The sequence below is a fragment of the Lentzea flaviverrucosa genome, assembly GCF_003350445.1.
GTDB lineage: Bacteria > Actinomycetota > Actinomycetes > Mycobacteriales > Pseudonocardiaceae > Lentzea > Lentzea californiensis.
Genome location: NZ_QQAU01000010.1, coordinates 71,003 through 83,796 on the forward strand (window position 1 = coordinate 71,003; position 12,794 = coordinate 83,796).

Genomic DNA, 12,794 nt, shown 5'->3' on the forward strand with positions numbered 1-12,794 from the left:
CCAGTTCGGCTACATCGAGGACATCGACGACGGCCGCGGCTACACCGCGGGCATCATCGGCTTCTGCAGCGGCACCGGTGACATGCTCGACCTCGTCGAGCTCTACAAGACCAAGAAGCCCGGCAACGTGCTGGAGAAGTACCTCCCCGCACTGCGCAAGGTGAACGGCACCGAGTCGCACTCGGGTCTCGACCCCAACTACACCAAGGACTGGAAGACGGCCGCCAAGGACTCCGCCTTCAAGGCAGCACAGGAGTCCGAACGCGACCGCGTCTACTTCAACCCGGCAGTGAAGCAGGGCAAGGCCGACGGCGTGCGCGCCCTGGGCCAGTTCGCGTACTACGACGCGATCGTCGTGCACGGTGACGGCGGCGACAAGACCAGCTTCAGCAACATCCGCAAGCGCGCCCTCGGCAAGGCGAAGCCGCCGTCGCAGGGCGGCAACGAGACCACCTGGCTCAACGCCTTCATGGACGCCCGAGTGTGGGCCATGAAGCAGGAAGCGGCGCACGAGGACGTGTCGCGCATCGAGACCGCGCAGCGCGCGTGGCTCAAGGCCGGCAACTTCGACCTGAAGACGCCGCTCAAGTGGAAGGTCTACGGCGACAGCTTCACGATCAACTAGACCTGCGGTTTCACACATGAGAAGTGGAGGGCGTCCTGACCAGGGCGTCCTCCACTTTCGTAAATTTGTAAACATTCTTGCCGATGAAGGTCCGGACCCCTTACCGTTGCTGCACCGCCGCCCGGGACACCCCGGGAGGAATGCATGAGGATCTCAGGCCGAGTGGTGGCCGCAGTTCTGACATGCGTCGCGCTCGCCACCGCGACAACGGGCACCGCTCAGGCGGCCGACCTGAACGACCCGCGCATGAAGGACATCGCGATGCAGATCGTGTCCAGCGCGGAGAACTCGTCCACGGACTGGAAAGCGCAGTTCGGCTACATCGAGGACATCGACGACGGCCGCGGCTACACCGCGGGCATCATCGGCTTCTGCAGCGGCACCGGTGACATGCTCGACCTCGTCGAGCTCTACAAGTCCCGCAAACCGGGCAACGTGCTGGAGAAGTACCTCCCCGCACTGCGCAGGGTGAACGGCACCGACTCGCACTCCGGCCTCGACCCCAACTACACCAAGGACTGGAAGACAGCGGCCAAGGACTCGGTCTTCAAGGCAGCACAGGAGTCCGAACGCGACCGCGTCTACTTCAACCCGGCGCTGCGCCAGGCCAAGGCCGACGGCGTGCGCGCCCTGGGCCAGTTCGCGTACTACGACGCGATCGTCATGCACGGCGACGGCTGGGGCAGCCTGGACTTCTCGGGCATCCGCAAGCGCGCCCTCGCCAAGGCGAAGCCGCCATCGCAGGGCGGCAACGAGACCACCTGGCTCAACGCCTTCATGGACGCCCGCGTGTGGACCATGAAGCAGGAGCCCGCGCACGAGAACACCAGCCGCGTCGACACGGCGCAGCGCGTGTGGCTCAAGGCCGGCAACCTCGACCTGAACACACCGCTGAAGTGGAAGGTCTACGGCCAGAGCTTCAGCATCAACTAACCGCTCAAACAAGGAGGAGGGCGCCCCGAGCGGGGCGCCCTCCTCTTCGCCTACAGCAAGGCAACGCAAGGCGACGTACGAGTCTGGCGTGGCGATGCGAAGCGAGCCGTCCGAACCTAGGGCGCCGGGTTGCGGTTCGGGTCCGCTCATGGCGATTGGGGCTTTACCTCGAGGGGGCGGGATGCTCCCCTCACGGGCACGGCCGGGCGCTTTTCAGCCCGGCCTTCTCCCGGCCGTCAAGCATCCCGCCAGAGGCTCGAGGTCAAGCCCCAATCGCAACCCCGCGCAGTTCCGTCACGACCCGCGCAACCACCCTTGCAAGGCGACCTCTCACACGGGAACGCGACCAACCCCGCTGGAACCGGCGCCAGCCAACGCATGCCGACCCGCACGGCCGAGGTAGGGGCGCCCGACTCGGACGCCCCACCCGAGCGACCTACAGCTGCGTCCAGTCCAGCACCGGCGCAGCGAAGTCCCGGATCGACGCCAGCAGCCCGAGCCGAGCCGCCTTGACCTTCTCGTCCTCGGCCATGACCAGCACCTCGTCGAAGAACGTGTTGATCGGCCCGGTCAGCCCTTCAGCGGCGGCGAAGAACGCCGCCAGCCCCACGACGTCCCGCGACACCCCGTCGAACGCCTTGTGCAGCGCCACCTCGGCGGGTTCCGACAACACCGAGGCGTCGTACGTGCCCTCGACGGCCGCGGGCACGATCCGCCGCACCCGCTGCAAGGCCGCTGCCAGCGCGTCGAAGGACTCGTCACCGGCCAGCGACTCCAGCTGCGTCAGCGTCTCGTCGGCCAGCACCGGTGAGTCGGCCAGCGGCAGCACCGCCTGCACGAACCGGTGCTCGTGCCCGCCGTCGAGCAGCGCCTGCTCGTACCGGCGCACCGCGAACTCGCGGGCCGTCTCCAGGGCCTCCGCGGACACCTCGAGCCCTTCGGACGCAAGGGAAAGAGCCACCGGCAGCGTGATCGCACGCAGGTCGGGGTGCGCCCGCAGCACGGTCACCGCGCCGAGAGCCGCGCGGCGCAGGCCGAACGGGTCGGACGAACCGGTCGGCTGCGCGCCGATGCCGAACAGGCCCGCCAGCAGGTCGAAGCGGTCCGCCAGCGACAGCAGCGCACCCGGCACCGACGACGGCAGCGCGTCGCCCGCCGAACGCGGGAGTTCCATCTCCCACAACGCCAGTGCGACCTCGGGCGTCTCGCCCGCGCGTGCCGCGTACTCGCGGGCCATCACGCCGGCCAGCGACGACAGCTCGATCACCATCTGCGAGCCGAGGTCGAACTTGGCCAGCGCGCCCGCCCGGTCCAGCGTCTCGCGGTCGACGTCGACCACCGAAGCGAACCGGCCGGCCAGCGCGGCGATCCGGGAGGCCCGGTCGGCCATCGAGCCGAGCTTGTCCGCGAACGTCAGCTTCGCGAGACCGGACTTCATCTCGTCGAGCGGCGTCTTGAGGTCCGCCCGCCAGAAGAACGCCGCGTCCTCGTACCGGGCGCGCAGCACGGCCTCGTTGCCCGCGCGCACCAGGTCCGCGTCCACGGCACCGTTCGCCACGGCCACGAAGTGCGGCAGCAGGGTGCCGTCGGCCGACCGCACCGGCAGGTAGCGCTGGTGCTTGCGCATCACGGTGGTGAGGATCTGCCCCGGCAGCTCCAGGTACCGCTCCTCGAACGAACCGAGGATGGGCGTCGGCCACTCGACGAGGTTCGTCACCTCGTCCAGCAGGCCGTCGACCTCGACGACGCCGCCGACCGACGCCGCCAGCTCCTGCGCGGCGGCGACGATCGAGGCGGAACGCACCGAGGAGTCGGCCTGGATGCCGTGCGACTCCAGGAACTCCAGGTAACCGTCTGCTTTGGACACCTCGACGACGGGTGCGTCGGCGGTCCGGTGCACGCGCGTCGAGGTGCCCGAGGCGAGCGACGACACCGCGACCGGCACCGGGGTCTCCCCCAGCAACGCGAGCAGCCAGCGGATCGGCCTGGTGAACGACAGCTTCGGGTCGTTCCACTTCATGTTCTTCTCGGCGCGCAGGTCCGACACGACCTCGGCCAGCAGCCCGCTCAGCACCTCGACGGCGCCACGACCGGCGTCGGACTTGGTCAGCGCGACGAACTCGACGCCGTTCTCCTCCACACGCCCGAGCGCCGACACCTCGACGCCCTGGCCGCGCGCGAAGCCCTGCACGGCCTTCGTCGGGTTGCCGTCGCCGTCGAAGGCGGCGGAGACGCGAGGACCGCGCACGGTGCGTTCGGCGTCCGGCTCACGCGGGGACACCGCGGGCACCAGCACGACGATGCGGCGCGGCGTGCCGTGCACCGTCACCTCGCCGCTGGACAACCGGGTCGCCGCCAGCTTCGAGGTCACCGCGGCGCGCACCGCGTCGACGGTCCGGGTCACCTCGTGCGGCGGCAGTTCCTCGGTGCCGATCTCGAACAGCAGCGTGGCCGGCGCGACGACGTCCGCGAAGGACGAGGGCTTCTCGACGACGGCCGGGAGTTCGGCCACACCGAGCGGGTGCCCCAGTTCGGACCTGCGCTCCGCCCACAGCGCGGCGACCTCGCGCGCCAGTCCGCGCATGCGACCGAACGCACGGGCGCGCTCGGTCGTGGAGATCGAGCCGCGCGCGTCCAGCACGTTGAAGATGTGCGAGCACTTCAGCACGAAGCTGTGCGCCGGAACGGGCAGGCGGGCGTCGAGCATGCGCCGGGCCTCGGCCGCGAACTCCTCGAAGAGGCGCTTGTTCGCCTCCACGTCCGCGTCGTCGAGGTAGTACCGCGACATCTCGTACTCGGCCTGGCCGAACGCCTCGCCGTAGGAGATGCCGGGCGCGTAGGCGATCTTCTTGAAGTGGTCGACGCCCTGCAGCGCCATCATGATCCGCTCGATGCCGTAGGTGATCTCCACCGACACCGGGTCCAGCGTCATGCCGCCGGCCTGCTGGAAGTAGGTGAACTGGGTGATCTCGAGGCCGTCGAGCCAGACCTCCCAGCCGAGGCCCCAGGCGCCCAGGGCGGGCGAGGCCCAGTTGTCCTCGACGAACCGGACGTCGTGCCCGCGCACGTCGATGCCGAGCGCCTCGAGCGAACCGAGGTAGAGCTCCTGCGGGTCGCCCGGGTCGGGCTTGAGGATCACCTGGAACTGGGTGTGCGTCTGCAGCCGGTTCGGGTTCTCGCCGTAGCGGGCGTCGTCGGGCCGCACGGACGGCTCCACGTAGGCGACGCGCCACGGCTCGGGACCCAGCACCCGCAGCACGGTGGCCGGGTTCAGCGTTCCCGCCCCGACCTCGGTGTTGAACGGCTGCACCACGATGCAACCTCGGTCGGTCCAGTACTTGGTCAGCGCGAGCAGCGCGTCCTGCATCGTCAACACGGCGACGAGTCTACGAAACAGACAAAACCGCTGGTCAAGGGGCCTCGATCAGGTGGTCTCCGCCACTGTGCCACGCTGTGCACAACCGAGTGGCGGCCCCGCACGTCTACTTGGTGTACCCGGATGTGCTGAGAGGAGTGGGTGTGGACAACCGGCCGCCGCGGCCGGGAGACCCGACAGGGAATCCCAGGCGACCTTCCGCCACCCCGCGTCCCCAGACGGGCCAGCCCCGCCGCCCGCAGGTCCCGCCACGCGCGGCCGAGCCCCCGCGCAGGCAGCCCGGTGCTGCCGAAACCCCGCGCCGGGTGCCTCCGAAGCGCGTCGAACCGCCGCGCCGCGAGCCTTCGAGCCGCGCCGAACCGCCCCGCCGCGAGCCCCCTCGCCGGGAGTCGGCGAGCCGCAGCGAACCAGGCCGCGCCTCCTCGTCCGCCCCGCGCCCGCGTCCGATCGCCGACCGTCCCACGGTCCGCACCACGCCCGCGAAGGCAGAGGCCGCCGCGCCCCGCCCGAGGCCCAGGCCCGCACCGCCCCGCCGGCCGAGCAAGGCCGAGCGCGGCGCCTCCACCGGCGCCAAGATCTTCATCAGCATGGTCTCCGCGACGATCCTGCTGGTCACCGGCATCGCGTGGCAGAACCTGAACGCGCTGACGGACGGCCTGACCAAGCAGGACCTGAACCTGGCCGACGCGGGCGAGAAGCCCGCCGACGGCGCGATCGACATCCTGCTGGTCGGCATGGACAGCCGCACCGACTCCAAGGGCAACCCGCTGCCGCAGAACATCCTCAACGAACTGCAGGCGGGCGGCACCGACGACGGCGGCTTCAACACCGACACGCTGATCCTGCTGCACATCCCGAACGACAGCGGCAAGGCCTACGCCGTGTCGTTCCCGCGCGACTCCTACGTGAAGATCGCGGGCGGGTTCGGGCGACACAAGATCAACTCTGCCTACGGTTTCGCCAAGAACCAGGCCGCCGAGAAGCTGCAGGGCAGCGGCAAGCCCGCGCCCGAGGTCGAGATGGAGTCGCGCAAAGCGGGCGCGAAGAACCTCATCGAGACCATCCAGACCCTGACCGGCGCGACGATCGACCACTACGCCGAGGTCAACCTGGTCGGCTTCTACGACATCACCAAGGCCATCGGCGGCATCGACGTCTGCCTCAACGCCAAGGTGCGCGACAGCTTCTCCGGCGCGAACTTCCCCGCGGGCCAGCAGACCATCGAGGGCAAGAACGCGCTCGCGTTCGTCCGCCAGCGCCACGGCCTGCCGCTGGGCGACCTCGACCGCGTCGTGCGCCAGCAGGTCTTCATGGCGGGCCTCGCCAAGAAGATGCTGTCCGCGGGCGTGCTCACCGACAGCACCAAGCGCAGCGAGATGATCAAGGCCGTCAGCGGCGCGATCGTGCTCGACGAAGGCTGGGACATCACCAAGTTCGCCCTGCAGATGAAGGACATGACGGGCGGCAACATGACGTTCCAGACGATCCCGACCGGCAACCCCGACCTGCAGACCCCCGAGGACGGCTCGGCCGTCGAGGTGATCGAGTCCGAGGTGCGGACGTTCGTCAAGAACCTCGGCAAGGCCCCGTCGTCGTCGACCGCGGCGGACCCGAAGTTCGACAAGGCCTCGGTGACCGTCGACGTCCGCAACGCCTCCGGCCAGCCCGGCCTCGCGGGCAAGGTGCTCCAGTCGCTCGTCGCGAAGGGCTTCACGGGCGGCCAGACAGGCAACGCCGACGCCATGGCGAAGTCGGTCGTCCGGTACGGCAAGGGCGGCGAGACGGGTGCGAACGCGGTCCAGGAGACGCTCGGCGGCCTGAACGTCGAAGAGGACGTCAACGTGCCGGCCGGCGCCGTCCGCGTCTTCCTCGGATCGGACTACTCGGGTCCCGGCACGCAGGGTTTCGCCGGTTCCGGAGTACTCGCCCTGGACGGTGCGCGTCAGCAACCGGCTGACCCCGCGGCCCCTCCGCCCATCTCCGCAGACGGCGTGCGCTGCGTAAACTGATACTCAGAGTAGATATGTATCCCCCATTCGGGGGGTTCTCCTGGCAAGTTGCGTAAGCGGCGAAGCACTGGGGCCTTCCATCACCGTGAGACCCGCTCACGGGGTGGAGGACCAGGGTGCAGACTGCGAACGGCCAAATCGACACAGTGGCGTACCAGCGCGTGCTCGGTGATGAGATCCGCAGCCTTCGCAAGCAGCGCGGATGGACCCGCAAGGAGCTGAACAAGCGGCTGCAGACGGAGATCTCGCTGCAGACGCTGGCGACCTACGAACTCGGCACCCGGCAGTGTTCCGTCGTACGTCTCGTGGAGATCTGTCACGCCCTCGACGTCCCGGCGCACGAGGTCCTCGCCCGCGTGCACGAACGCTTCTTCGGCGACACCCCCGCCGGGCACCTGACGCTGAGCCTCACCTCGATCGCCGCGGCCGACAACCCGCGGATCCTGCCGCTCAAACGGTGGGCGGCCGGACGGCTGCACGCGCTGCCGCCAGGTGCCACACCCGACGTGCACCTCGACCTGCCCGCGCTCGAGAACATGGCGCAGCTGTGCCAGTTGCCCGCGGTGGAGCTCATCCGGATCCTGCGCGCCCTGAGCCGTTAGCTGAGCCGGTAGTTGTACCGAACCCCGTTCACACCAACGCAACGACCGTCCGAAAGGGGCGAACGGCAACGCCGGTAACATCGCCGGGGTGAACGATTCCCCCGCCCGCCTCCCCCTGCGCACCGCAGCCGCCGTGAAACTGGGCAACCTGAGCTCCACGCTGTCCCAGAAGATGGGTCTCGGCGCCGGCGGCATGATCGGCGGCCGGGTTGCGCTGAAGCTCGACCCGCAGGCGCTCAACCGCCTCACCCAGGGCCGCAGGGTCGCCGTCGTGACGGGCACGAACGGCAAGACCACCAGCACGATGATGCTGGCGCGGGCCGTGGGCGCGCTCGGCGAGGTCGCCACGAACCACAGCGGCGCGAACATGCCCGACGGCCACGTCACGGCGCTCTCGAAGCAGCCGGACGCGCCGTACGCGGTGCTGGAGTGCGACGAGGCCTACTTCCCGGCCGTCGCGGGCGCCAGCAACCCGTCCGTCGCGGTGATCCTGAACCTCTCGCGCGACCAGCTCGACCGGGTCGGCGAGGTCCGCACCATCGAGCGGTCGCTGCGCGACGCCGTCAACAAGCTGCAGAACTGCACGATCATCGCGAACTGCGACGACGTGATGGTGACGAGCGCGGCTTGGAACGCCTCCAAGGTCGTCTGGGTCGCCACGGGCACCGGCTGGCACCACGACTCGGCGAGCTGCCCGCGCTGCGGCAACCCGATCCGCTGGCAGGGCGAGCACTGGCACTGCACGGGCTGCGACCTCTCGCGCCCGCACCCGAACTGGATCACCGCCGACGAGGCGATGATCACGCCGGACCACCAGAAGCTCGAACTGCGCCTCACGCTGCCGGGCAAGTTCAACCAGGCCAACGCCGTCATGGCGTCCGCCGCCGCCCACGCGATGGGCGTCCCCGCCGACGAGGCGGTGCGCCGCCTGCGCGGTGTCTCCAACGTGAGCGGCCGCTACCGCACGATCCAGCGGGGCGGCCGCAGCGCGCGGCTGTTGCTCAGCAAGAACCCGGCGGGCTGGAGCGAGACCCTCACGGTCGTCAAGGAGGCCAACCACCCGGCCGTCCTGGTGATCAACGCCCAGGAGGCCGACGGCCGCGACCTGAGCTGGCTGTGGGACGTCCCGTTCGAGCGCCTCCAGGGCCGCACGGTCATCGCGTCCGGCGAACGGGCGACCGATCTCGCCGTCCGCCTGACCTACGCCGAGGTCCAGCACACGATCGTGCCCGACCCCCTGAAGGCCATCGACCAGATGCCGCAGGGGGCGGTCGAGGTCATCGCCAACTACACCGCGTTCCGCGACTTGAATGCCAGGGCTGCCGCTGATGAGTGAGTCGACAATCCAGATCGCGCTCGTGCTGCCGGATCTCCTCGGCACGTACGGCGACTTCGGCAACGCCGTGGTCCTAGAGAAGCGCATGACGTGGCGCGGCATCAAAGCCGAGATCGTGCCCATCAACTACGGCCAGCCGGTGCCGGACTCGTGCGACATCTACGTCGTCGGCGGAGGTGAGGACACCGCGCAGACGCTGGCGGTGAAGCACCTGCGCGAGCACCCAGGCCTGCAGCGCGCCGTCACGAAGAACGCCGTGGTGCTGGGCGTCTGCGCCGGCATCCAGATCTTCGGCGAGAGCTTCACCCGTGCCGACAACGTCACGCACCCCGGCATGGGCCTGATCGACTCGACCTCGCACGCCGGCGGCAGCCGCGCGATCGGCGAGGTCCTCGCCGAGCCGGCGGACGGCCTGTTCGAGGGCGTGCTGTCCGGCTTCGAGAACCACCAGGGCCGCACCGTGCTCGGCCCGGCCGCCCGGCCGCTCGCGCACGTCAAGGTCGGTACCGGCAACGACGGCAGCGTCGAGGGCGCCGTCCAGGGCCGGATCCTGTGCACCTACCTGCACGGCCCGGTGCTGCCGCGCAACCCGCAGATCGCGGACCTGCTGATCGAGTGGGCGACGGGCGTGAAGCCCGCACCGCTGGATCTGCCCGCCGTCACCGCCATGCGGGCGGAGCGGGTCAAGGCAGCGAGCTGACCGGCACCAGCCTGTCGGCGACACCAGGCCAGATCACGGCCATCACGTAGTCGGTTGCGAGCGCGGGCCCCACCGAGGGCCTGCGCTCCATCCACACCGCGAGCCGTTCCGTGGCGCCGACGACGATCTCGGCGAACGCCTCCGCCTCCAGCGGGTCGATCTCCGGCGTGAACGACGCCAGCACGGCCCCGATCATGTCCGTCTGCTGCTGGCGGATGCCTTCCACTTCCTCCTGCGCCGACGGCACGGCCACGGCCGCCTCCTGCCGCAGCAGCGCCCACGACCTGCGGTGCTCGTCGATGAACTCGAAGAACGCGAGCAGGCCGAGCCTCAGGAACTCCTCGGGACTCGCCGCACCCGCGATCGCCGCCGCCGTCTTCTCCCGCAGCTCCGTGCGGGCGCGGTGGATGCAGCCGATGAGCAGGCCTTCCTTCGAGCCGAAGTACTCGTAGAGCATCGGCTTCGAGACGCCCACGCGTTCGGCGATCTCGTCCATGGAGGTGGCGAGGTAGCCCTGCTCGGCGAAGATCTCCTCGGCGACGGCGAGCATCTGGGCCATGCGCTGGGCCTTGGGCATGCGGCGCCGTGGAGCTGTCACGATTGGAGTCTACCGCTCGTAACTTACTCGGGGTAACCTACTGCGAAGTAGCTACCGCGAGCGGAGGGACTTCCCCATGCACCGAGAGACGAAAGTGGTCGTCATCGGCACCGGCTTCTCCGGCCTCGGCATGGCCATCGAGCTGAAGCGCCGCGGCGAGCACGACTTCGTGGTGCTGGAGAAGGCCGCCGACCTCGGCGGCACCTGGCGGGACAACTCCTACCCGGGCTGCGCCTGCGACGTGCCCTCGCACATGTACTCGTTCTCGTTCGAGATGAACCCGAAGTGGTCGCGGATGTTCGCGCGGCAGGGCGAGATCTTCGGCTACCTGCAGCGCGTCGCCGAGAAGTACCGGCTGCGGCCGCACATCCGCTTCAACACCAAGGTCTCCGGCGCGCAGTGGGACGACGAGGCCAAGCGCTGGAACATCACCACCGAACAGGGCGACACGTACACGGCCCAGGCCCTGGTCGCGGGCGTCGGCGCGTTGCACATCCCGAACGTCCCGGAGTTGCCCGGCATCGAGAACTTCGGCGGCAAGGCGTTCCACAGCGCGCAGTGGGACCACGACTACGACCTGACGGGCAAACGCGTCGCCGTCATCGGCACCGGCGCGTCCGCGATCCAGTTCGTGCCGAAGATCGCCGGCCAGGTCGCGTCGATGAAGATCTTCCAGCGCACGCCGCCGTGGATCATGCCCAAGGCCGACCGCGAGATCAACGGCTGGGAGCAGAAGCTGTTCCGCGCCCTGCCCTTCACACAAAGGGCCTACCGCAACTTCGTCTACTGGACGCGTGAGTCCTCCGCGCTGGGCTTCGCGGTCAACCCGAAGATCATGCAGTTCGCGCAGGGCATCGCGTTGCGGCACATGAAGAAGCAGGTGCCGGACCCGGCGTTGCGCAGGAAGCTGAAGCCCGACTACACCATGGGCTGCAAGCGCGTGCTGATCTCCAACGACTTCTACCCCGCGCTGGGAAACCCGAACGTCGACCTGGTGACGGACAAGGTCTCCGAGGTGCGCGAGAAGTCCATCGTGGACAGTTCGGGCGTCGAGCACGAGGTCGACGTCATCATCTACGGCACCGGGTTCCACGTCGTCGACTCGTTCGACTACCTGGACATCCAGGGCAAGGGCGGCGTCGACCTCGCGAAGCAGTGGCGCCAGGAGGGCATCGAGACCTACTACGGCATCACGGTCTCGGGCTTCCCCAACCTGTTCTTCCTGCTGGGCCCCAACACCGGACTCGGGCACAACTCGGTCGTGTTCATGATCGAGTCCCAGATCCGGTACATCTCGCAGTGCCTCCAGCTCCTCGAAAAACACCGCGCAGCGGAGCTGGACGTGCGGGTGGAGGCCCAGCAGGAGTTCAACACGGAGCTCCAGCAGAAGCTCACCAAGGGCGTGTGGACCCAGGGCGGCTGCAAGAGCTGGTACCTCGACGCGCAGGGCGTGAACCGCACCGTGTGGCCGGGATTCACCTGGCGGTACTGGATGCGGACCAAGCGCGTGCGCGCCGAGGACTACGTCCTCACGACGGCTGCACGATGACCTTCAGGGCGGTCCGCTCGTCCATCGCCTGGTAGCCCAGCGCGACGTCGTCGAGCGAGACCGTCCGGTCGAACACGGGACCGGGGTCGATCCGCCCGGCGAGCACGTCGGCCAGCAGCTCCGGCAGGTACGCGCGTGCCGGAGCGACACCGCCGCCGATGGCGATGTTGCGGCCGAACAGCTTGCCCAGCGGCAGCCCCGGCATCTCGTGCGGCACACCGACGTAGCCGATCCGGCCGCCGTCGCGCACGATGCCCATCGCGGTCTCCCACGACTGCTCGGTGCCGACGCACTCCAGCACCGCGGACGCACCGAGCCCGCCGGTCATCTCCTTGATCCGCTCGATCGCGGCCTCACCGCGTTCGGAGACCTGGTCCGTGGCGCCGAAGAGCCTCGCGATCTTGGCGCGGTCCTCGTGGCGGCCCATCGCGATGATCCGCTCGGCGCCGAGCCGCTTGGCCGCGAGCACGCCGCACAGGCCGACCGCGCCGTCACCGACGACCGCGACCGTGCTGCCGGGACCGACACCCGCGCCCATGGCGGCGTGGTGACCGGTGCCCATGACGTCGCTCAGGCTCAGGAACGCGGGCAGCAACGCCGCCGGGGCGTCCGCGGGAACCCGGACCAGCGTGCCGTCGGCCTGCGGCACGCGCACGGCCTCGCCCTGCCCGCCGTCGCTGCCCTTGCTGCCCCAGAAACCGCCGCTGCGGCAGGACGTCTGCAGCCCGGCCTGGCAGTACGCGCACGTGCCGTCGCTCCACACGAACGGCGCGATGACCCGGTCACCGGCCTGGACGCTGCGGACCTCGCTGCCGACCTCCTCGACGATGCCGAGGAACTCGTGGCCGATCCGCTGCCCGCCCTCGCGCTTGGCCACACCCCGGTACGCCCACAGGTCGCTGCCGCAGATGCACGCGAGCTCGACCCGGACGACGACGTCGGTGGCCTCCTGGAGGGCCGCGTCCGGCACCTCCTCGACTCGGATGTCTCGGGTGCCGTAGATCGTCGTAGCCCGCACCGGGCGCCTCCCTGGTCTCGTTGTCCAACCGTTACATCGTGCTCCTGT

10 protein-coding genes are annotated in these 12,794 nt (G+C 69.5%); 7 read left to right on the forward strand and 3 right to left on the reverse strand.

Annotated features, from left to right (window positions below):
- Positions 1–625: chitosanase (locus DFR72_RS28275; RefSeq protein ID WP_147290343.1), on the forward strand; the 625-nt coding region annotated here is incomplete at its 5' end.
- A 144-nt stretch (positions 626–769) separates the two neighbouring features.
- Complete coding sequence (locus tag DFR72_RS28280; protein ID WP_090068450.1) at positions 770–1,558, forward strand: chitosanase; 789 nt, start codon at positions 770–772, stop codon at positions 1,556–1,558.
- Between the two features lie 436 nt (positions 1,559–1,994).
- Here DFR72_RS28280 and DFR72_RS28285 read toward each other — a convergent pair whose 3' ends face one another.
- On the reverse strand, positions 1,995–4,925 hold the full coding sequence (locus DFR72_RS28285; RefSeq protein ID WP_090068645.1) for a glycine--tRNA ligase: 2,931 nt from the start codon (positions 4,923–4,925) through the stop codon (positions 1,995–1,997).
- A gap of 314 nt (positions 4,926–5,239) precedes the next feature.
- Here DFR72_RS28285 and DFR72_RS28290 point away from each other — a divergent pair, with 314 nt between their 5' ends.
- From DFR72_RS28290 to DFR72_RS28305, 4 genes are all read left to right on the forward strand, one after another.
- A complete protein-coding gene (locus DFR72_RS28290) occupies positions 5,240–6,943 on the forward strand; it encodes an LCP family protein (RefSeq protein ID WP_090068448.1) in 1,704 nt (567 codons plus the stop codon).
- Between the two features lie 116 nt (positions 6,944–7,059).
- The gene (locus DFR72_RS28295) at positions 7,060–7,545 is read left to right on the forward strand and encodes a helix-turn-helix domain-containing protein (protein ID WP_245983585.1); all 486 of its coding nucleotides are present in this window, start codon (positions 7,060–7,062) and stop codon (positions 7,543–7,545) included.
- An 88-nt stretch (positions 7,546–7,633) separates the two neighbouring features.
- Positions 7,634–8,881 (forward strand): MurT ligase domain-containing protein, encoded by a 1,248-nt coding sequence (locus tag DFR72_RS28300; RefSeq protein WP_245983586.1) that lies wholly within the window; start codon positions 7,634–7,636, stop codon positions 8,879–8,881.
- Positions 8,874–9,581, forward strand: a complete 708-nt coding sequence (locus tag DFR72_RS28305) for a type 1 glutamine amidotransferase (protein ID WP_090068640.1) — start codon at positions 8,874–8,876, stop codon at positions 9,579–9,581. The genes DFR72_RS28300 and DFR72_RS28305 overlap by 8 nt, the downstream gene beginning before the upstream one ends.
- On the opposite strand, the gene DFR72_RS28310 is transcribed toward DFR72_RS28305, so the two are convergent.
- Complete coding sequence (locus DFR72_RS28310) at positions 9,565–10,140, reverse strand: TetR/AcrR family transcriptional regulator (protein WP_211335575.1); 576 nt, start codon at positions 10,138–10,140, stop codon at positions 9,565–9,567. The two genes, DFR72_RS28305 and DFR72_RS28310, sit on opposite strands and share 17 nt — an antisense overlap.
- 115 nt (positions 10,141–10,255) lie before the next feature.
- On the opposite strand from DFR72_RS28310, the gene DFR72_RS28315 reads away from it, so the two are divergent.
- Positions 10,256–11,728: a flavin-containing monooxygenase gene (locus DFR72_RS28315; protein ID WP_090068444.1), complete on the forward strand. Its 1,473-nt coding sequence runs from the start codon at positions 10,256–10,258 to the stop codon at positions 11,726–11,728.
- On the opposite strand, the gene DFR72_RS28320 is transcribed toward DFR72_RS28315, so the two are convergent.
- Entirely contained in the window at positions 11,709–12,746 is a 1,038-nt protein-coding gene (locus tag DFR72_RS28320) for a zinc-dependent alcohol dehydrogenase family protein (RefSeq protein ID WP_090068442.1), read from the reverse strand. The two genes, DFR72_RS28315 and DFR72_RS28320, sit on opposite strands and share 20 nt — an antisense overlap.
- Positions 12,747–12,794: the final 48 nt, after the last annotated feature.

Coding starts and splice junctions, on each gene's coding strand:
- DFR72_RS28280 (WP_090068450.1), top strand. CDS start 770: ATGAGGATCTCAGGCCGAGTGGTGGCCGCAGTTCTGACATGCGTCGCG.
- DFR72_RS28285 (WP_090068645.1), bottom strand. CDS start 4,925: ATGCAGGACGCGCTGCTCGCGCTGACCAAGTACTGGACCGACCGAGGT.
- DFR72_RS28305 (WP_090068640.1), top strand. CDS start 8,874: ATGAGTGAGTCGACAATCCAGATCGCGCTCGTGCTGCCGGATCTCCTC.
- DFR72_RS28310 (WP_211335575.1), bottom strand. CDS start 10,140: ATGGCCCAGATGCTCGCCGTCGCCGAGGAGATCTTCGCCGAGCAGGGC.
- DFR72_RS28315 (WP_090068444.1), top strand. CDS start 10,256: ATGCACCGAGAGACGAAAGTGGTCGTCATCGGCACCGGCTTCTCCGGC.